At 30.1% G+C, this 19,454-nt stretch carries 20 protein-coding genes; 4 read left to right on the forward strand and 16 right to left on the reverse strand.

What is annotated here, in order from left to right:
* Positions 1 to 9: 9 nt before the first annotated feature.
* The 3 genes from NAB20_RS02235 to NAB20_RS02245 all read right to left on the reverse strand — a co-directional run bounded on the left by NAB20_RS02235 (position 10) and on the right by NAB20_RS02245 (position 2,880).
* On the reverse strand, positions 10 to 1,044 hold the full coding sequence (locus NAB20_RS02235; protein ID WP_088390779.1) for an aldo/keto reductase: 1,035 nt from the start codon (positions 1,042 to 1,044) through the stop codon (positions 10 to 12).
* Between the two features lie 86 nt (positions 1,045 to 1,130).
* Entirely contained in the window at positions 1,131 to 2,099 is a 969-nt protein-coding gene (locus NAB20_RS02240) for an OmpA family protein (RefSeq protein ID WP_105195672.1), read from the reverse strand.
* A 22-nt stretch (positions 2,100 to 2,121) separates the two neighbouring features.
* Positions 2,122 to 2,880: an exodeoxyribonuclease III gene (locus tag NAB20_RS02245; protein WP_088390783.1), complete on the reverse strand. Its 759-nt coding sequence runs from the start codon at positions 2,878 to 2,880 to the stop codon at positions 2,122 to 2,124.
* Positions 2,881 to 3,134: 254 nt separating this feature from the next.
* Here NAB20_RS02245 and NAB20_RS02250 point away from each other — a divergent pair, with 254 nt between their 5' ends.
* The 3 genes from NAB20_RS02250 (at position 3,135) to NAB20_RS02260 (ending at position 6,023) form a co-directional block, all read left to right on the forward strand.
* Entirely contained in the window at positions 3,135 to 4,946 is a 1,812-nt protein-coding gene (locus NAB20_RS02250) for a GNAT family N-acyltransferase (protein ID WP_088390785.1), read from the forward strand.
* A 91-nt stretch (positions 4,947 to 5,037) separates the two neighbouring features.
* Positions 5,038 to 5,460: a hypothetical protein gene (locus NAB20_RS02255; RefSeq protein WP_105195671.1), complete on the forward strand. Its 423-nt coding sequence runs from the start codon at positions 5,038 to 5,040 to the stop codon at positions 5,458 to 5,460.
* A gap of 65 nt (positions 5,461 to 5,525) precedes the next feature.
* Positions 5,526 to 6,023: a septal ring lytic transglycosylase RlpA family protein gene (locus NAB20_RS02260; protein WP_105195683.1), complete on the forward strand. Its 498-nt coding sequence runs from the start codon at positions 5,526 to 5,528 to the stop codon at positions 6,021 to 6,023.
* Here the strand turns inward: NAB20_RS02260 and NAB20_RS02265 are convergent.
* Positions 6,020 to 6,499 (reverse strand): CYTH domain-containing protein, encoded by a 480-nt coding sequence (locus NAB20_RS02265; protein ID WP_105195670.1) that lies wholly within the window; start codon positions 6,497 to 6,499, stop codon positions 6,020 to 6,022. The two genes, NAB20_RS02260 and NAB20_RS02265, sit on opposite strands and share 4 nt — an antisense overlap.
* Positions 6,500 to 6,582: 83 nt before the next feature.
* On the opposite strand from NAB20_RS02265, the gene dinB reads away from it, so the two are divergent.
* Entirely contained in the window at positions 6,583 to 7,659 is a 1,077-nt protein-coding gene (gene dinB, locus NAB20_RS02270; protein ID WP_127823275.1) for a DNA polymerase IV, read from the forward strand.
* Between the two features lie 12 nt (positions 7,660 to 7,671).
* Here dinB and pyk read toward each other — a convergent pair whose 3' ends face one another.
* The 12 genes from pyk to NAB20_RS02330 all read right to left on the reverse strand — a co-directional run bounded on the left by pyk (position 7,672) and on the right by NAB20_RS02330 (position 19,246).
* Entirely contained in the window at positions 7,672 to 9,105 is a 1,434-nt protein-coding gene (gene pyk, locus NAB20_RS02275) for a pyruvate kinase (RefSeq protein ID WP_375605437.1), read from the reverse strand.
* Between the two features lie 2 nt (positions 9,106 to 9,107).
* The gene (locus tag NAB20_RS02280) at positions 9,108 to 9,593 is read right to left on the reverse strand and encodes an IPExxxVDY family protein (protein WP_088390795.1); all 486 of its coding nucleotides are present in this window, start codon (positions 9,591 to 9,593) and stop codon (positions 9,108 to 9,110) included.
* A 708-nt stretch (positions 9,594 to 10,301) separates the two neighbouring features.
* Complete coding sequence (bioA, locus tag NAB20_RS02285) at positions 10,302 to 11,573, reverse strand: adenosylmethionine--8-amino-7-oxononanoate transaminase (protein ID WP_127823276.1); 1,272 nt, start codon at positions 11,571 to 11,573, stop codon at positions 10,302 to 10,304.
* 45 nt (positions 11,574 to 11,618) lie between these two features.
* Entirely contained in the window at positions 11,619 to 12,236 is a 618-nt protein-coding gene (gene bioD, locus NAB20_RS02290; RefSeq protein ID WP_235877342.1) for a dethiobiotin synthase, read from the reverse strand.
* A gap of 671 nt (positions 12,237 to 12,907) precedes the next feature.
* Positions 12,908 to 13,798: a DUF3078 domain-containing protein gene (locus NAB20_RS02295; RefSeq protein WP_105195665.1), complete on the reverse strand. Its 891-nt coding sequence runs from the start codon at positions 13,796 to 13,798 to the stop codon at positions 12,908 to 12,910.
* Positions 13,799 to 13,809: 11 nt separating this feature from the next.
* Positions 13,810 to 14,316, reverse strand: a complete 507-nt coding sequence (locus NAB20_RS02300) for a DUF2480 family protein (protein ID WP_105195664.1) — start codon at positions 14,314 to 14,316, stop codon at positions 13,810 to 13,812.
* 70 nt (positions 14,317 to 14,386) lie between these two features.
* Complete coding sequence (locus NAB20_RS02305; protein ID WP_014166706.1) at positions 14,387 to 14,710, reverse strand: SUF system Fe-S cluster assembly protein; 324 nt, start codon at positions 14,708 to 14,710, stop codon at positions 14,387 to 14,389.
* A 149-nt stretch (positions 14,711 to 14,859) separates the two neighbouring features.
* On the reverse strand, positions 14,860 to 15,279 hold the full coding sequence (locus NAB20_RS02310; protein ID WP_105195663.1) for a SufE family protein: 420 nt from the start codon (positions 15,277 to 15,279) through the stop codon (positions 14,860 to 14,862).
* A 21-nt stretch (positions 15,280 to 15,300) separates the two neighbouring features.
* The gene (locus NAB20_RS02315; RefSeq protein ID WP_375605438.1) at positions 15,301 to 15,825 is read right to left on the reverse strand and encodes a hypothetical protein; all 525 of its coding nucleotides are present in this window, start codon (positions 15,823 to 15,825) and stop codon (positions 15,301 to 15,303) included.
* 13 nt (positions 15,826 to 15,838) lie between these two features.
* On the reverse strand, positions 15,839 to 17,053 hold the full coding sequence (locus NAB20_RS02320; protein ID WP_105195661.1) for an aminotransferase class V-fold PLP-dependent enzyme: 1,215 nt from the start codon (positions 17,051 to 17,053) through the stop codon (positions 15,839 to 15,841).
* 62 nt (positions 17,054 to 17,115) lie between these two features.
* The gene (locus NAB20_RS02325; protein WP_375605439.1) at positions 17,116 to 18,276 is read right to left on the reverse strand and encodes a hypothetical protein; all 1,161 of its coding nucleotides are present in this window, start codon (positions 18,274 to 18,276) and stop codon (positions 17,116 to 17,118) included.
* Entirely contained in the window at positions 18,263 to 19,246 is a 984-nt protein-coding gene (locus NAB20_RS02330) for a DUF2157 domain-containing protein (protein ID WP_375605440.1), read from the reverse strand. Before NAB20_RS02330 ends, NAB20_RS02325 begins: the two co-directional genes overlap by 14 nt.
* Positions 19,247 to 19,454 lie beyond the last annotated feature (208 nt).

Consider the following 19,454-nt stretch of genomic DNA (forward strand, 5'->3'; position numbering starts at 1 on the left):
ATTCCTATTCTATGGTGCTGGATTAGGATGTAGCTCTTGTATTTTATTAACCTCTGCTATTACCTCATCAGTAAGTCTAACCTCAAAAGCATTAATATTTTCTTCTAACTGGTCTAATGAGGTTGCCCCTATTATGGTAGAAGTTACAAAGGATTGATGATACACAAAGGCTATAGATAACTCGGTTAAAGTAAGCCCAAGACTATGGGCTAATTCTTGATATTTGGCTGTTACCTTATAACAATTTTCATTGGTATAACGAGTAAAATTTGGAAATTTCCCCATACGTGAATCCTTAGGCGTTCCGTTTAAATATTTCCCTGTAAGAAATCCAAATGCTAAAGGAGAATAAGCTAGTAAAGCTAACTTTTCACGCATACAAATTTCTGAAAGTCCCACTTCAAAAAGTCTATTTAATAAAGAATAGGGGTTTTGTATACTGGCTATTCTAGGCAAATTATGCTTTTCCGCTTCTATCAGATAACGCATAACTCCCCAAGGATTTTCGTTAGAAACTCCAATATTTCTAATTTTTCCTTCCTTAATCAAACCATCAAAAACCGTTAATATTTCAAAAATAGAATCTTCCCATTGGCTATCCATTTCGGTCATACCTCTTTTACCAAACATATTCATAACCCTTTCAGGCCAGTGCATTTGATAAAGGTCTATATAATCTGTTTGTAGATTTTTTAAACTTAAATCAACTGCTTGGTGTAAACTTTTTTTTGAAAAATCTAATGGTTGACGAATATAATCTAAGCCTCTATTGGGCCCCGCAATTTTGGTTGCTAAAATAACTTGATCTCGCTTTCCTTTTTTTTTAAACCAACTTCCAATATAGCGTTCTGTATTTCCAAATAGTTTCGCATTTCCTCCTATTGGATACATTTCGGCTGTATCAAAAAAATTAATTCCTCTTTCAAAGGCATAATCCATTTGAGCATGTGCCTCTGATTCTGAGTTTTGATTTCCAAAAGTCATTGTTCCTAAGCAAATATCACTTACTTCTAACCCAGTGTAAGGCAATTGGATATATTTCATTTATAAACTTTTAATTTATTTCACCTAAAAGGCATTTCAAATTTAAAGAACTCACTTTCTATTTAAAGTCTTTACTCCGTGTTTCTTTATAATTCATTTAATGCTTTTGTTAATTCATCTAATTTAGGGGTTAAAATAATTTCAATACGACGATTTTTAGCTTTCCCCTCTGTCGATTCATTTGATACTAATGGGCTATATTCACTACGTCCAGCGGCTGTTAAGTTTTCTTTTTTAATCTTTGGATTAGACGATAATAAATTTACAATAGCTGTAGCTCGTTTAGTAGATAAATCCCAGTTATTTTCAACTCCTCCTCCTAACGTTCCGTTTATCTTATCGTTATCTGTATGTCCTTCTATTAAAATTGAAATATCAGGATTATCAGCTAAAACTTTTGAAACTAAATCAACTGCTTTTTTACCTTCTGTTCCTACTGTCCAACTTCCTGATTCGAATAATAATTTGTTTTCCATCGAAACGTATACTTTACCGTCTTTCTGATGGATTAAGAGACCTTTCCCTTCAAAAGCTTTTAATGATTTTGCTAAAGTTTCTCTTAATTTCTTCATAGAGGCTTCTTTAGCAGCCACTAAATTTTCTAGTTCTGTTACACGATCTGAACGATCTTTAAACTCTTTACTTAATTTATCTAAACGTGCTTTTTCAGCAGCCAAGGCTTTTTCCTTTGCTTCTAATTGTGCTAACAACTCCCGATTTTTATCCATATTAGCCTTTAATGCCTCGTCACTATTCTTTTCTAAAGCATTATATGAATTTTGTAAAGTAGCTAAGTTGTTAGAAGTAGCTGTATAATCTGCTGCTAATTTATCGCGTTCCGCTTTTATTTTTTCTAGCTCTGCTTTTACTTTTGTTAAATTTAAATCTGCTTGGCTTTTACCTGATTTAAGCAATTCATTTTCATCTGCTAAAGCATTACGTTCTTTTTTAAGTTCAGCAAACTTATTTTCTAAATCAGTGTATATCTTTTTTGAAACACAAGAGGAAGTACTTAGTGCTAACAATAGTAATCCTATAGAAGTTTTTTTTATCATAATTCAAAAGATTTGGGGTTTATTAAAATTCTACACACACAGGACAATGATCAGAATGTTTCGCTTCTGGCAAAATATAAGCGCGTTTCATTCTATCTTGTAATTTTTCATTTACCAAACAATAATCAATCCTCCAGCCTTTATTATTGGCACGTGCATTAGCACGATAACTCCACCAACTATAATGATGCGGATTTGTATTAAAAAAACGGAAACTATCTATAAATCCTGATTTTATAAATTTATCCAGCCATGCTCTTTCTTCTGGTAAAAATCCAGAAACTTTTGCATTTCGTATAGGATCATGTATATCAATAGCTTCATGGCAAATATTATAATCACCACAAATTACAAGATGAGGCACCTCTTTTTTAAGTTCATCTATATAACTATAAAAGTCATCCATATACATAAACTTATGTTCTAATCTATCTATATTCGTACCAGAAGGTAAGTATAAGCTCATAATAGAACAATCCTCAAAATCTAATCTTAAGTTCCGTCCTTCCTTATCCATGTGTTCAATACCTGTTCCGTACACAACCTTTTTAGGTTCTATTTTGGAAAGAATAGCAACTCCGCTGTATCCTTTTTTTTCTGCGGGAAAATAATATTGATAAGGATAACCCGCTAATTCAATATCCTTTACTGGAATTTGATCTTGTGTTGCTTTTATCTCTTGTAAGCAAATTACATCTGGATTTGCTGCTTGCAACCACTCTAAAAAACCTTTTGTAATGGCAGCGCGAATACCATTTACGTTGTATGATATAATTTTCATTAAAAAGAATTAACAAATTAAAACTAAATCACTCATTATGAATACTATTAATCCATTATTCATAGCATAATTGATTTTTCCAAAAGTATAGAATATTTTAGGAGTCTCGACTATTTTTTTTAAACAATTAACAAACATTTGAATATCAAACAAATCTGAACGGATTTAATAAAAAAATAAATGATTCATTGTTAAACCATTACATATTATACGACTTTTGCTATATTTGCAACTTGCATTAATCGTAAATATAAATGGGTTTAGTAACTGCCAAAGAAGTAGCAAAAGCAATTAAAACGGATAATTATGGCCCCGTAGGGACTTTTTCGGGTTGGTTGTTAATGAAAGCGCTTCAGATATCAACATTAAATAAAATTTATGATAGGAATAAACATCTATCGGATGTAGAATTCTTGAATGCAATTTTGGACGAATTCCAGATTAAGTTTGAGATTCCCGAAGAAGATCTAAAGAGATTACCTAAGGAAGGTCCTTATATAACTATTTCCAACCATCCACTAGGAGGCATAGATGGTATATTACTTTTAAAATTAATGCTTGAACGTGAGCCTAATTTTAAAATTATTGCCAATTTCTTACTACACCGTATAGAACCTTTAAAACCTTACATTATGCCTGTCAATCCTTTTGAAAATCATAAGGATGCTAAATCGAGTGTAATTGGTTTAAAAGAAACTTTTCGTCATTTAAGTGACGGCAAACCATTAGGTATGTTTCCTGCTGGTGAAGTTTCGACCTATAAAGACGGAAAACTTATAGTAGATAAAGAATGGGAAGAAGGGGCTATTAAAGTTATCAGAAAAGCACAAGTTCCTGTTGTGCCTATTTATTTTCACGCTAAAAATAGTAAATTATTTTACTTTTTATCTAAACTAAGTAGCACCTTACGAACAGCCAAACTTCCTTCTGAATTATTAACTCAAAAAGATCGTGTCATAAAAGTTCGAATAGGAAAACCTATTTCAGTAACCGAACAGAATGAATATACGACTTTAGAGGACTATACGGATTTTTTACGCAAAAAAACGTATATGCTTGCTAATGCTTTTGCCGAAGAAAAAAAGCTTTTTGAAGCACCTATTTTAAAACCTACTTCAAAACCTGCAAAAGCAATTGTAACAGGAGCCAATCAAGAAAAAATGATTGAAGAAGTAGCTAAACTTCGAAAAAAAGAGGCTCGATTACTTCAAAGTAAAAATTATGAAGTATTTCTAACAGAAGCCGATGAAATACCTAATATCCTACACGAAATAGGACGTTTAAGAGAAATCACTTTTAGAGCCGTTGGCGAAGGGACTAACGAATCTATTGATTTGGACGAATTTGACAACTATTACCATCACATGTTCTTATGGGATGATGATACGAAACAAATTGCAGGTGCCTACCGCATGGGATTAGGATCTAGAATTTTTGCCAAATATGGAATAAACGGTTTTTATTTACAAAACTTATTCCGTTTTGAACCCGAACTTTACGATATGATGAGCAAGTCAATCGAAATGGGACGTGCCTTTATATGCAATGAATACCAACAGAAACCAATGCCTTTATTTTTATTGTGGAAAGGAATTGTACATACTACTTTAAGACATCCTGAACACAAGTTTTTAATAGGTGGAGTAAGTATTAGTAATCAGTTTTCAGAATTTTCAAAATCATTGATGATTGAATTCATGAAATCTAATTTTTACGATCCTTATATTGCACAATATATTCATCCTAAAAAAGAATACAAGGTAAAATTAAAAGACGCTGATAAAGATTTTGTATTTAACGAAGCAGAATCTGACTTGAATAAATTTGACAAAATCATAGACGAAGTAGAACCAGGTAATCTACGCTTGCCTGTTCTAATCAAGAAATATATCAAACAAAATGCTCGAGTAGTTGCTTTTAATGTAGATCCTCTCTTTAACAATGCTATTGACGGACTGATGTATATTCGGATTGCTGATTTACCAGAAAGCACTGTAAAACCTGTAATGGAAGAATTTCAAGCAGAACTGGAAAGAAAAATGAATGAAGAACTACAGTCTAAATGATAACTGTAGTCTTTTTCAAACAAGACATGTACCTCAATTTTTCTATTCATCTATTTTTTTAACTATATTTGTGTAAACCAAAACCTTTAAAATGTACGAATTCATACAAAAATTTCATTCAGGATGGGCCTATGTAGCCTTAACATTATTAGTTTTTGCTATTATTAATAGTTTTTTAGGCAATTCTTCTAGTAAAGAATTTACTGCTAAAGATAGAAAAATTGCTCTATTTGGCTTAGTCGGCACACATATTCAATTTTTAGTAGGGATTATTTTATACTTTGTTTCCCCACTTGGCTTATCAGGCTTTAATATGAAAGAAGCCGCTTTAAGACTTACTTCTATGGAGCATCCTTTAATAAATCTAATTGCCATAGCTTGTATAACAATTGGATGGTCAAAACATAAAAAAATGGAAACAAGTCATGATAAATTCAAAAAAATAGCTATTTTTTATAGCATTGGATTTATCTTAATATTATCTCGTATTCCATGGTCATCATGGTTATCATAAGAAACTTATAAGCCCTTTTAATGGGCTTATTTTTTTATATAGTATAATACTTAATGAATAAAATTATGATTAATCGTATCTTAATGGGCATATCTACACTACTTGCCCTTCTTATGACATCAAAATTTTCATTTAGAAAATTTGATTCTGCTCGTTTTGAGCCGATTAAAATTGTTCAGGATACGATTAAAAAAGATTCTTTGCCTCTTTTAGATAGTTTATCCACAGAAGAAGGTCTTTATAATTATAAGCTTTACAAAAGCAAAGGACATGCCTCTTATTATGCCAATCGCTTTAACGGGAGAAAAACAGCTAGTGGTGAACGTTTTTACAATCATAAACTAACTGCTGCACACCGTAAACTTCCATTTGGAACAAGGGTTCGAGTAACCAATTTAAAAAACGGTCGTAAAATAATTGTAAAAATAAATGACCGTGGACCCCATATCCGCGGTCGGGAAATAGACTTATCTCATAAAGCTTTTCATCAATTAGCTAAAGGAAAAGGAGCAGGAGAAATGCCTGTAAAGATTGAAATAGTATTAAAAAAAGAAAAAAATTAAACTTTTTCTTGCCAATCTTTATAAGGATGTCTACTCAAATAGGCATTATAAAAACGGGAATCCGAAGTAACTTCCAATCCTAACCAAGAAGGTTTTTCAAAAACTTCACTTTCTGTTTGTAATTCTATTTCTGCCAAAACAAGTCCTTCATTTAAACCTAAAAAAACATCTACTTCAAAAAGGTGTTTTTCAAAAAAAACTTCATAGCGTACTTTATCAATCACACCTTTTTCACAAAGAGGCAAAAGTAGTTCTGCTTCTTTTAAAGAAATTTCTTTTTCCCATTCCAATCTAGAAGTTCCGGATATATTACTAGCTCCTTTTACCGTAATATATCCTTTATCTCCCTTTATTCGTACTCGAACTGTTCTTTCTGGAACTGAACTCAAATACCCTTGAACAATTCTATTTTGAGACTGACACTTTTCTAAAAACTGATTATTTGTAACTAAAAATTTACGTTCTATTTCAATCATATAATTTTGTAAATAAGCCCACGAAGATACTCTAAGTTTTTAAAATCTATTAACTTTTACTTAAACATTAGTAATTTTGCAATATGGAAAGCCTTATTCGTAAAATAATTCATATAGACATGGATGCCTTTTATGCGTCTGTTGAACAAATGGATCATCCTGAACTGATAGGTCTTCCAATAGCTGTGGGAGGTAGCGAAATTAGAGGAGTGGTATCTGCTGCTAGTTATGAAGCTAGAAAATTTGGTGTACGAAGTGCCATGACGGGTATGCAAGCTAAACGATTATGCCCTAACTTAATCTTCATAAAACCTCGATTTGAAAGATATCGAGAAATTTCTTTAAAGATTCGAAAGATATTTTTTGAATATACTGATTTAGTAGAGCCTTTATCTTTAGATGAGGCTTATTTGGATGTCACTCAGAATAAAAAAAACAATCCTAGTGCAACTCTTATAGCTTCCGAAATTAGGTATCGTATATTTAATGAAGTAGGATTAACTGCTTCTGCTGGTATTTCCGTTAATAAATTTGTAGCTAAGATAGCTTCTGACTACAACAAACCTAATGGTCAAAAAACCATTCATCCTGATGAAGTAACCATTTTTTTAGAAAGTTTAGACATTAAAAAATTTTATGGTATTGGAAAGGTAACTGCCGAAAAAATGTACCAATTAGGAATTTACACAGGCCAAGATTTAAAATCTAAAACATTAGAATATTTAGAAACATATTTTGGTAAAAGTGGCAAACATTATTATTATCTCGTTAGAGGTATTTCTAATAGTCCTGTTAAACCCAATAGAGCTTCTAAATCTGTTGCAGCAGAGCACACTTTTTATACTAATTTAACTTCCGAAATTTTTATGGAAGAAAAACTAGAACGTATTGCTAATGAATTAGCTAAGAGGCTTCAAAAACATAAATTATCTGGCAAAACAATAACTCTTAAAATAAAATATTCTGATTTCACACAACAAACAAGAAGTAAAACACTTCCTTATTTTGTTTCCGATCAAAACTTACTCTTAGATACAGCTAAAGAACTTCTTTATCAAGATCGCATGAAGGATTCTGTCCGTTTACTCGGTATATCCGTTTCTAATTTAAATACAGAAATAAAAAAAACCGTAGTAATTCAACTACGGTTTGATTTCTAATAAGATCTTTTTTTATTCTATTTCAGAAATTCTTAAGGTATTTACCATTCCTTTTGCTACAACAGGCATTGCCGCTAAATTGACAAGGATATCTCCTTGACTTACAAATCCTTTTTGTACCGCTATTTCATTAATGTCATCTATTGTATCATCTGTACTAACAAATTTATCATACATAAAGGCATGAACACCCCATAACAAATTTAACTGAGTCAAAATACGAGGATTAGATGTAAAAACTAAAACATGTGCATTAGGTCTCCAAGCAGAAACTTGAAAAGCTGTATAACCACTATTTGTTAATGTTGTAATCGCTTTAGCTCCTATATCGCCCGCTAAAATAGCTGCGTGATAACAAATATGTTTTGTTATAAAACGATTTGTTTTTACTTGTGGTTGTTTTTGAGGCACATGAATTAACGGCGAATCTTCAACTGCCTCAATAATTTGCGTCATTTTTTCAATTACTTGTACAGGATAATTACCTACTGATGTTTCTCCTGATAACATAACGGCATCTGCTCCATCCATTACTGAATTGGCAACATCATTTACCTCTGCACGAGTAGGAGTAAGACTTGTAATCATCGTTTCCATCATTTGAGTTGCTACAATTACAGGTATACGAGCTAATTTGGCACGATTAATTAATTTTTTTTGAATTAATGGCACTTCATGTGCTGGCATTTCTACTCCTAAATCGCCACGTGCTACCATAAAACCATCACATTGGGCTACTAATTTATCTAAATTTTCAATAGCTTCTGGTTTTTCTATCTTAGCTATGACAGGAATTTTATGATCAGAATTTTCTTCAATCAATTCTTTTAGATCTTTAAGATCCTCTGGTGTTCGTACAAAGGATAACGCAATCCAGTCTACTTTATTTTCAATTGCAAATAAGGCATCTCGGATGTCTTTTTCGGTAAGAGCGGGTAATGATACTTTTGTATTGGGTAAATTAACTCCTTTTTTAGATTTTAATGGCCCTCCTTGGATTACTTTACAAACAACTCGACTCGTTTCAATATTACTTGATACTGCCTCAAAAATTAGTTTTCCATCATCTAATAAAATACGTTCTCCTGGATTTACATCTTGGGGAAATGCCTTATAGGTCATGTATATATTATCAGGAGTTCCAGGTACATCTTCTACTGTTTGAAAAGTAACTAAATCGCCTTCATTTACAACCACATCCTCTTTCATTACTCCTACACGCAATTTAGGCCCTTGTAAATCCGCTAGTATGGCCGTTGTATAACCATATTCTTCATTTAATTCTCGAATAATACGTATACGTTCTGCAACATCCGTATAGTCTGCATGGGAAAAATTGATACGAAATACATCAGCACCAGCATCCATCATTTTTTTAATCATTTCTTTAGAACTACAGGCTGGACCTAGAGTTGCTACTATCTTTGTTTTTTTGTGTGTACGCATTCTTAAAATATCAAATTATTTTTAGATTTAATTTCATTTGGATTTACTTCATAAACAGCAGAAATCAAATCAATTTTATTCAACTTATAAATTATTTCTTTTATTTCTATTTGTTCATCATGTTCTATTTTTAATACAAAATCAACTTTTTTTAAATCTGTTACCAAATTTACCTGGGTTATAATGCTATTTTCTTGAAATAATGAATTTCCTATAACAGAAGATGGTAGTTCTATTTCTTGTTTATTTTGTATTAGATCCCAAATCATCATTGCCTCATCATCTTCATAAGTAAATCTAGAAAAAGTAGCCAATTGTTTATTGATTTCGACAGGAATCTCGTTTTCATTTTTGGAAAGTAAAATTCCTAAATTTTGATTGATCTTATAAGCCAATCTATAATCTTCTAAACTAGTATGAATAGCAAGTAGGTCATAATCTACTTGATCAAAATCCCCAAGATGAATTTGATGTTTAAGTTTAGTCATACTATTCAACATTAAAACAAAGGTAAATCTTTTTTAAAAAAGCATTCCTATTTATTTTTAAAAAAAATCGTACAAAAACAATACTGAATAGAATCTATTTTGTTTTTTTATTAAAAGAACTCAATAAGATTGAAGTAGTTTAAACTTTTCAATTGGCTGCAAGATGGTCTTTCTGCTCGATATTTCACCTATTATTTACTCTGTACCGAACTGTGCTGTACAAAAGCTAGATGTGGAACAGTAATTCCTGTTTTTTGCTTCAATCAAAAAAATTCAAACCACTTCATTGTAAATAAGACTATTTTCAAAAACGTATTTTACGCTCCGCTATCAAATATTAAGTATTATAAATTACAACATAACAAAAACGTCTAAAAGCAATCATTTCATGCCTAGTTTATTTCTAACGGACAACAGAAACCCCAAAAACTTTGCTCGAACAACTAAAATAAGCTATATTATAAAAGTATGTGATTTACTTTGCTTATTCACTTCGTTTGAGCCTCCATTTGGTTGAAACAACAAGATTGCGATCTTTTTGTCCCTATAATAAAGTATTATCTATTTTAAACAGTCCTAAATGATAGAGTAAAACAACCTTTAACTTTATAGAACATACTAAATTTACGTTATTTTTTGTTAACTAGATTAGCTTACGATCTCTTTTAAGATAAGTTTGTGTTTTTTAACGTTTTTTTTGCAGTAGAATTATATAATTTCTAGTGCTTCTTCAATCGTATCATATATCTTTTTTAACTGCTGATTTGTTATGATATAAGGCGGTAATATATACACTATATTCCCTACAGGTCGGAGTATAACTCCTTTATCTATAAAAAAGTTATATAGTGTATTACGAATAGATCCATAATAGGTAACTTCTTGATCTGTTACAATTTCTAAAGCAAAAATTACCCCCATTACTCGGGTAGTTTTAACTTTTGGATGTGAATTAATTTTTTTTTGAAATATTAAATGATTTTGATAAATTCTATCAATATTTGTTTGTGTTTCACTCCTTTGTAGTAATTCAATACTCGCTATAGCTGCGGCACAACCTGTTGGATTGGCTGTAAATGTATGCCCATGAAAAAAGGCATGATTAACGGATTCATTTTTGAATCCATTAAAAATGGTTTCTGTAAAAGACGTGATAGCCATTGGAATTGTTCCTCCTGTTAATGCTTTGGATAAGCACATCATATCAGGATTTTCTTTTAAATAATTACAGGCAAAAAGTTTACCTGTTTTACCAAATCCTGTCATAACTTCATCCGCTATAGTAAAAACTGAGTTGTGCTGGCAAATTGTAATTAATTCATCTAAAATAACAGGATCATACATTATCATTCCTGCTGCGCCTAACACCAGCGGTTCAAAAATAAATGCTGCTACTTGATTGTCTACTAATGCTTGTTGAAGGGCTTTTTTTGTTTCTTCTTCTTTTCCCTTTATAGGAACAGGAATTCGAATAACTCTGATTAATGAATCTTGAAAAGCTTCTGTAAACAAACCTATTCCACTTACTGCCATAGCACCAAAGGTGTCGCCATGAAAAGCCTCTTCAAAAGCTATAATGGTATCTTTTTTAATTCCTTTATTAAAAAAATATTGAAATGAAGCTTTTATAGCTACCTCAACGGCTGTTGATCCATTATCTGAATAAAAAAACTTTTTTTGATTAGATGGTAATATTTTTACTAATTTTTCTGCTAATTGTACAGCTTTGTCGTGTGTGAAACCACCAAATAAGACATGCTCTAAAGTGGTTAATTGATCATAAATGGCTTTTGCTATAAATTCATTTGAATGTCCAAAAGGATTTACCCACCAAGAAGCAATAGCGTCTATATATTCTTTATTTTTTTCATCCCATAGCAAGGCGTCTTTTCCTTTTACTATGGCGGGTAGTATCCCTATGGTTTGATGTTGTGTATAAGGATGCCAATTATACAGTTGATCTTTTTCGGATAGAGTCATAAAATAGTTTTGTTTAACGAGGTAAAACGTGATATGTTGGAAGACTTAAATTTTCAACAAATTTTCTCTAAATTTATCTGCATAGTACGAAATTACATTTTCATCAAAATAAGGTTCATTATCTATGCGCCCGATCATTTGTATTCCTGTTTTATCTAGTATAATTGTTTCTGTTGAAGGATTTTGATCACCTGAAAAGATAATTCCTGCAACTTTTATATTTCTATTTTTAAGTAACTCTAAAGTCATTAAAGTATGATTAATACTTCCTAAATAATGTCTAGAAACGACCACTACTTTATAATCTGGTTGAATCAAATCTATAACACAATCCGTTTCATTTAATGGTACTAAAACCCCACCTGCCCCTTCAATTACTAAATGATTGTTTGTGGTAGGTTCTATAATTTTTTTTAAATCTATGGTAATATTATCAATTGTTGCTGCAAGATGTGGACTTGCTGGCGTATTTAACGCGTAAGCATTGGGGTGAATTTCTAGATTGGTATTTGCTACTCTTGCCTTTATTTTATGGCTGTCGGAATTATCTAAATCACCTGCTTGAATGGGTTTCCAGTAATCCGCTTTTAAAGCTTGTGTAATAATAGCTGATGCAACTGTTTTTCCTACATCTGTTCCTATTCCTGTGACAAAAATTTTCATTTTATAAGAATCTAATTTCTTACAAAAATAGAAAAAACGCCTCTTTTTATTGCCCTTTATTTTTATTCTTTGACAATTTGATTTTTGAAAACATATTTTAAATATTTAACCCCCAATTTCGCATTAGACTCAAGGTATAATTAACGGAGTAAATCTATTCCTCTTTATTTTTCTTCTAATTCAAGCACGTACTCAAATTTTAATCATCAAAATGGTTTTTTAATTCTTCTTCTTTTTTTTGAGGAGCACTTAAATTTATTGAAAATTTTGTTTCACAACGAAGTCTAATACGGAATCTGGGTTAAATGAAATATGTTTTTGATCTGAACCGAAGTGAATAGGCAAATTACATAGCCTTTATAATTAAGACTTCTACTGTCCTCGAAAAACTGGAAAGCTAGGTTATTTTTAGATGTCGCCTATAATTCAATTGATAAGTACGTATTATGAAAATATATGGCGATTAAAAAAACTGTCCAGAAAGACGACTCGTTTTTTACTTCATTTCTATTTTTACTCCATTAAATTAAAGATTCAGGAAGTAAAAGGGTCTAATAACAGATTATATTAATTATCTTATGTTTTTAGGTTATTGAAGAAGTAAACTTAACGTTAGTTGGTTACTTTTTGGACAGTTTTAAAAAACGAATATTTTATACTAAAAAGCTTTATTAAAATCCATAGTTAAAGCCTAAACCAAACACTTGTCTAATTTGAAAAGCTCCTACTGCATTGTCATCATAAATCGCTTGAAAGGCTAGGTTTGTAGATATATATTTATTAATCTTCATTGCTAAATTTGCTTGGTAATCAATATCTATATTTCTTGGTTTATCTAAGTAATTAGAATATAAGTTTAAAATATTTTCCCAAGTAACATTTTCCATTAATTTAAACTTATAATATCCTTGTAAACCAGCACCAAATTCAAAACGAGTTGTTTTTCCTTGTTCAACACCGAAAGAACTACCATTTTCAGTAAAATGAGAATGTACTACTACTAAACGAGCCGTTGCCGGAGCTATATTAAATTTAAAATTTTCATGTTTTTTCCACATCATACCAGGTCCCATTTGTAAATAAGCTGGAGAGAAAAAATGAGATATTCTACTTCCGTTGGTATCAAAACCGGAATCCATTTGTGTTTTAAAATCTAAGAAAGCAGAATAAAACCAATAGCCTTCTGCTCTTTTTCCTAATACAGAATTATAGAGTAATCGGTCATCTGACTTTCGAATATTAGCCTCTTTTATTTTAGTTAATCCGTAAGCAACTATAACTTTATTATCCCAGATTAGATCTTTTGATTTATAATTAAAATCGTAATTAATGTTTATATTACCTGCAATACTAGAGGTACCTCCCGCAAGCCATTTGTCATTAAATGCTGATTGGTTAAATAAGAAATTGAAATTACCTCCTTTTTTCCAGCCTACGTTAGTTGTGTCTTGCGCTTTTTTTTCAGTTTCAGAAGTTCTTTTTATTAATTCGCCCTCTGTTGTTTGTGCATTGAAGAAAGTTTGACAAAGTAAAAATGTCAAACATAAAAGTGATTTTTTCATAATGTGAATTTTTATTTAGTTCTCTTAAAAATTGGAACCGCAGAGCAAGCTTCACCAAACATTATACTTTTTGCAACTTTTTGCAATTGTGTAATTGCCATGATGTATGCTTCTTTGGGAACAGGTTTTTTTGAACAACCTTTCAAAATTACTGGTTTATCAATATATTTACTGAAATCAATTCGTAGAATTTCTTCTATATATAAGTTTACATCAATTTCTTCTTTATTTCCTAAAATAGTTTTTTTGGCGTATTTAGCTAAATATGAAGCTACTAATATAGGAGCCCAAGTAGGCAAAATAGCATCTGAACTACAATAAATGGCACAATAATGATCTTGATATTCTGACCAATTATGATTTTTTAAAGCTTCTCTAAAATCTTTTTCTCTTAACAAAAAGCCTTCTGTTAACCATTGACTGATATCAATGGCTGTTCTTATTCCTGTTGGATAATAATCCTCAAGATCAAATATTTCTAAGGAACTATTTGCTACTTTGTTTAATATTTCTTCCATATTTAGGTTAAAATATTCGTTTTCAATCTTAATAAAACGGTTTATTTTGAACTGAAAATGAAATTCTTAATTAAAGCATTCCTAATTCTAATTTTGCTTCTTCACTCATTAAATCTTTGCTCCAAGGTGGATCAAACGTTATTTCTACTTCGCATGATTTAACGGCTTCTAATTTTTCAATTTTTTCTTTTACTTCATTAGGAAGTGTTTCTGCTACGGGGCAGTTTGGAGATGTTAGTGTCATTAGAATTTTTACATCCATGTCCTCATTTACAAAAACATCATAGATTAAACCTAATTCATAAATATCTACTGGAATTTCAGGATCATAAATTCGTTTTAAAACTTTTACTACTTCTTCTCCTAAATTAATGTTGTCGTTGAATTCTTCCATATTTTTTTGAACCTTGTAAGGTATTTAAGTTTTTGTGATTAACATTTTTTTGATAATCTAGGTTTACCTTTTTTATAATTTTATAAATACTCTTTTTTCTAAACTAAATCTTTTTGATATTTATTAAAGATTTATGTGTTTTTAAAAAACTATTTTTTACTCAAAAATGCTAAGGCGTACATTTTTATTTGTTTAATCATAGATACTAATCCATTAGCTCTTGTAGGAGATAAATGTTCCTTTAGTCCTATTTCATCTATAAAATCTGTTTTGGCATCTAAAATAGCTTGTGCGGGTTGATTAGAAAATGTTCTAATTAATATCCCAATAATTCCTTTTGTTAGAATAGCGTCACTATCAGCTGTAAAAACAATATTTCCTTCTTTTTCTTCAGCATATACCCAAACTTTAGATTGGCAGCCTTTTATGACGTTTTCCTCTGTTTTGTACTGCTCTTCAATTAAAGGTAATGATTTTCCTAATTCGATTATATATTCGTAGCGTTGCATCCAATCATCAAACATTGAAAACTCATCTACAATTTCATTTTGAATTTCTTCTATAGTCATTCTTAATAGAATTTATTTCTGTTAATTATTGTTCTTTTTATAAGAAAGTAATTTGGATACAAATTTTTCAATTTCTACAGGTGGATATCCGTGATCAAACCCTGTTGATTGGTATTCTTGACCATTTTTTGTTATCTTCATATCTGCATGCGCTGCTCCATCATGGTGGCGTAATTCTGTAGGTGCTTTTAATTTTTCTAATGCTGCTAAATCAATTTGTTTTAGTAACGTTTGCAATTCGTCTATTTGGTTAGATGTTAATCTTATTGGTTTAAAACTATCTGTATCACGATTTTCGGTATAAGCCAAAGCGTTTTGAGTTAGTTTAATTCTTAAATAATAGCCCCTTGTATTGGCTGTATATTCAACGAGTGTTCCGTTATCTTGTTTCTCTTTTATTAGGTCTTCAGCTGATTTTGATTCCATCTCTTTCTGTTTTTCATTTTTTACAAGAGTTGATTCTGTTTGGGCTAAGGTTGTTTTTTTGCATTTACAAGAAACTAATAAAACGAAAACCGAAAATAAAGTGAGTGCTATTTTTTTCATCTGTATGATTTTTTTAAGATAACATAATTTTTGCTTTTTTAACAGCTTCTATAAAGGTATCTATTTCTTCTTTTGTATTATAAAAGGAAAAACTTGCTCTTACCGTGCCTGGAATTTGAAAGAAATTCATGATTGGTTGTGTGCAATGATGACCTGTACGAACAGCTATACCTAACTTATCTATAATTGTGCCAATATCGTATGGATGAATGCCTTGGATATTAAAGGAAATAACTGAGGTTTTATTTTCTGAGGTACCAAATATTTTTAATCCTTCTATTTCTAATAATTTTTCAGTAGCATAGGATAGCAGCTCTTTTTCTTGTTTTTGAATATTTTCAAAACCTATTTTGTTTAAATAATCAATAGCTGTACCTAAAACAATTCCATCGGCTATGTTAGGCGTACCTGCTTCAAATTTATGTGGTAATCCTGCATAAGTAGTTTTTTCAAACGTTACTTCTTTTATCATTTCACCTCCTCCCATATAAGGAGGTAATTTGTTTAACCATTCTTCTTTGCCATATAATATACCAACCCCTGTTGGGCCACAAATTTTATGTCCTGAAAACACATAAAAATCACAATCTAAAGCTTGAACATCTGGTTTTAGATGTGGAGTGGCTTGTGCTCCATCAATTAAAACGGCTGCCCCTACTTGATGTGCTTTTTTTATAATATATTCAATAGGATTTATTGTTCCTAGTGCATTTGAAATATGATTGAGTGAAACAATTTTTGTTTGATCAGAAAGTAATTTATCAAATTCCGAAAGGATTAACTCTCCTTTTTCATTCATTGGAATAACAACTAATTTAGCACCAGTACGTTCACACAACATTTGCCAAGGCACAATATTACTATGGTGTTCTAATGCCGAAACCATTATTTCATCCCCTGTACTTAACAATGTTGTAAAACCATTTGCTACTAAGTTAATTCCTTGTGTAGTTCCTGATGTAAAAATAACCTCATAATTATGTTTTGCATTAATATGTAATTGTATTTTGTTTCGAGATTCTTCGTAGGCATCTGTTGCTAATTGGCTCAATGTGTGTACACCACGATGAATATTTGCATTGATTTCATTGTAGTACTTAGAAATAGCATCTATGACTACCTTTGGTTTTTGAGCGGTAGCTCCGTTGTCGAAATATATTAAGGATTTTCCATTTACTTTTTGGTTTAAAATAGGAAAATCTTCTCTAACTTTTTGGATATCAAACATATTATTTAGAAAAATTCTAAATGCAAAATTAGTTAATTAGTTAGGATTTTTTATTAAAGTTTTCAAAAACTTTCACCGCTCCCTCCTCCGCTAAAATCCCCTCCTCCAAATTCAATAGGTGATTTTTGTATTATGGCTGTACTTGCATTAACATGGGTATTAATTAAAATCGCTTTTATTAAATCAAAAGTCATAGGATTTAGGTTTTTATCTTCTTTGAAAGTTATTCCCTTCGTATTGTTTTTAATTTTCTGAATCGAAAAATAAACTATTATAAATAAGATTATTCCAGTAAGTAATAATACGTATTCTGTTGGTAAGAAATAATAATATCGAATTGTTTCAAAACTTAATCCTAAACTTAGCAACCCTATACAAAAAAAAATTCTGTCTCTTATTTTTAATCCATAAAAAATATAAAAAATGGGAATAAAAAAGGTTGCAATATAAAACAATGTCGCCAAAGGCATTTCTTCGGTATTAGAAAGTTTGTTTTTGACTAAAATATTAGATAATTCTTTGACTAAAAAATAGTTGAGTGATGCGTATGCTAATAACACACTAAATATTTTTGCTGTAAAAATTACATTTTTATAGATAAAATATTTTATATGCTGTTCTATTTTGAATAGTAAAAGGTAAATTACTAATGCCAGTATAAAAAATAATATGGGAAATAAAAAGAAAGGTATTATTTTCTTTTCAATGACTAAATAACCCATATAACTGGTAAAGCTTATTAAAGAAATAAAAACAGAGGGAGTATGTACATAACGAATGGTTGATATAAGTGAGGTTAAAATAATGGTTATAAAAACAAGATTTATGCTTTCAGTAAATAGGGCTATAGAAGTCCCAAAAAAAAGAGGGATGGATAATATAAACGAATCATCTAAACCGTAAGAAAAATATTTTTTATTACGTAAAATTTCTGAGATAAGAACACCTAAAATTCCTAAAATAAATAAATAAGAACCGTATATTTTAAAGTTATCTCCAAAATATAAAAATAAAGTATAGGTACTTAATATGATCGATATTAAAAAATTTCCTAATAAGAAAAATCCGATTCTAATTAAAATATTAGAGTTGGTTTTAGTTGTAATTATTTCTTTTTTTATTTTTTCATATTGATTTTGATCTATAATTTCTAGTTTAATCAATTTTTGTGTTTCTTCTAAAAGAAAATGATTTTGAATTGTATTAAAATTACTGGCTAGCATATATTTTCTTTTTAAAATCTCGAATTTGTTTAATAAAAAAGATTATTGAGCCCACTACATAAAATGGCATTACTGAAGTTAGAAATTCTGTAATTATATGTAAATCATATTCATATATTACTTTGAAAAATATTATATTAAGTCCTATATAACTATAAAACAGAGTAAATATATAGCCTGAAATTGTGATATACTGTAAACTTTTTATATAAAAATAGTACGTAACAAGCCCTAGAATGAGGCTATATAAGATCCAATTTTTTTCTTGTACTATTCCTATTAAGCAAGTCAAAAAGAGTAAATGCAACGCAAATGTTAGTATAACTAAACTGAAATGAAGCTTTAATTTGTTTTTTTCTGAATAATATTGCCAGATTATTAAAAGGGTTCCAAATACTAATCCTGAAAAAAGTAAATGTTTATCATTTAAAAAATTGTATCCTAATATGTTTTGAATTTTTAAAGTTAAACCTACAAAACTTCCTAATGCAGTAATACTTATTATAAGGGCTTTCTTATTATCAAAATAATAGGCTATTCCTAAGGATATTATCCCGCAAATTAAGGTTGTTATGCTATAATCATTCTCTTTTATATGAAAATTATACTGAAAATAGCTTATCAAGGTACAAATTAAAATGGTTGTAAAAAGTACTAAATAATCATATAAAGGATTTTCATAAAAAACTTCTTCTTTTGAAAATCCTTTTGATTTTGTATAACTAAAATAGCAGCTAATAGTTGTAATAATACCTAACAATAGCAATAAAAGGATATGTCCTATGGTATCTATATTTTTATAAATAATGATTCCTATTCCACTTGTAAAAAACAAAATAGACAAATAGATTAAAAACAACAACTCGTTTCTAATAGAGAAGACACCTAATTTAGAATATTCTTTTATTGCCTTATATTGCGCTTCTTTAATAAATTTCTTCGTAAAAAGTAAATCAAAGATTGTAGTCATAAAAATTTATTTTGGAGTGGCTTAACTTTTTTGATTGAAGCGAAAAATTGAGATTTTGTTCCAGATTTTATTTTTTTACATGGCATAGCAGGACTACAAAAGTAAAATATGAGCATAGAAAAATCTTTTTGGAGTCAACTGAAAAACTGTAAATCACTTTCTTTATCAAATATAAAAGATAATGGAGATATTTTTTATAATTTTAAAA

The sequence above is a fragment of the Flavobacterium davisii genome, assembly GCF_042182265.1.
Lineage (GTDB): Bacteria > Bacteroidota > Bacteroidia > Flavobacteriales > Flavobacteriaceae > Flavobacterium > Flavobacterium davisii.

What these genes read in the sequence shown, in the direction of transcription:
- dinB (WP_127823275.1), top strand. Translation starts at nt 6,583, where the DNA reads ATGGAAAGCCTTATTCGTAAAATAATTCATATAGACATGGATGCCTTT.
- NAB20_RS02280 (WP_088390795.1), bottom strand. Translation starts at nt 9,593, where the DNA reads ATGACTAAACTTAAACATCAAATTCATCTTGGGGATTTTGATCAAGTA.
- NAB20_RS02315 (WP_375605438.1), bottom strand. Translation starts at nt 15,825, where the DNA reads ATGAAAAAAATAGCACTCACTTTATTTTCGGTTTTCGTTTTATTAGTT.
- NAB20_RS02305 (WP_014166706.1), bottom strand. Translation starts at nt 14,710, where the DNA reads ATGGAAGAATTCAACGACAACATTAATTTAGGAGAAGAAGTAGTAAAA.
- NAB20_RS02325 (WP_375605439.1), bottom strand. Translation starts at nt 18,276, where the DNA reads ATGCTAGCCAGTAATTTTAATACAATTCAAAATCATTTTCTTTTAGAA.
- NAB20_RS02240 (WP_105195672.1), bottom strand. Translation starts at nt 2,099, where the DNA reads ATGATAAAAAAAACTTCTATAGGATTACTATTGTTAGCACTAAGTACT.
- NAB20_RS02310 (WP_105195663.1), bottom strand. Translation starts at nt 15,279, where the DNA reads ATGACTATAGAAGAAATTCAAAATGAAATTGTAGATGAGTTTTCAATG.
- NAB20_RS02265 (WP_105195670.1), bottom strand. Translation starts at nt 6,499, where the DNA reads ATGATTGAAATAGAACGTAAATTTTTAGTTACAAATAATCAGTTTTTA.
- NAB20_RS02245 (WP_088390783.1), bottom strand. Translation starts at nt 2,880, where the DNA reads ATGAAAATTATATCATACAACGTAAATGGTATTCGCGCTGCCATTACA.
- NAB20_RS02330 (WP_375605440.1), bottom strand. Translation starts at nt 19,246, where the DNA reads ATGACTACAATCTTTGATTTACTTTTTACGAAGAAATTTATTAAAGAA.
- NAB20_RS02295 (WP_105195665.1), bottom strand. Translation starts at nt 13,798, where the DNA reads ATGAAAAAATCACTTTTATGTTTGACATTTTTACTTTGTCAAACTTTC.
- NAB20_RS02250 (WP_088390785.1), top strand. Translation starts at nt 3,135, where the DNA reads ATGGGTTTAGTAACTGCCAAAGAAGTAGCAAAAGCAATTAAAACGGAT.
- NAB20_RS02260 (WP_105195683.1), top strand. Translation starts at nt 5,526, where the DNA reads ATGATTAATCGTATCTTAATGGGCATATCTACACTACTTGCCCTTCTT.
- bioD (WP_235877342.1), bottom strand. Translation starts at nt 12,236, where the DNA reads ATGAAAATTTTTGTCACAGGAATAGGAACAGATGTAGGAAAAACAGTT.
- NAB20_RS02255 (WP_105195671.1), top strand. Translation starts at nt 5,038, where the DNA reads ATGTACGAATTCATACAAAAATTTCATTCAGGATGGGCCTATGTAGCC.
- NAB20_RS02320 (WP_105195661.1), bottom strand. Translation starts at nt 17,053, where the DNA reads ATGTTTGATATCCAAAAAGTTAGAGAAGATTTTCCTATTTTAAACCAA.
- NAB20_RS02235 (WP_088390779.1), bottom strand. Translation starts at nt 1,044, where the DNA reads ATGAAATATATCCAATTGCCTTACACTGGGTTAGAAGTAAGTGATATT.
- NAB20_RS02300 (WP_105195664.1), bottom strand. Translation starts at nt 14,316, where the DNA reads ATGGAAGAAATATTAAACAAAGTAGCAAATAGTTCCTTAGAAATATTT.
- bioA (WP_127823276.1), bottom strand. Translation starts at nt 11,573, where the DNA reads ATGACTCTATCCGAAAAAGATCAACTGTATAATTGGCATCCTTATACA.
- pyk (WP_375605437.1), bottom strand. Translation starts at nt 9,105, where the DNA reads ATGCGTACACACAAAAAAACAAAGATAGTAGCAACTCTAGGTCCAGCC.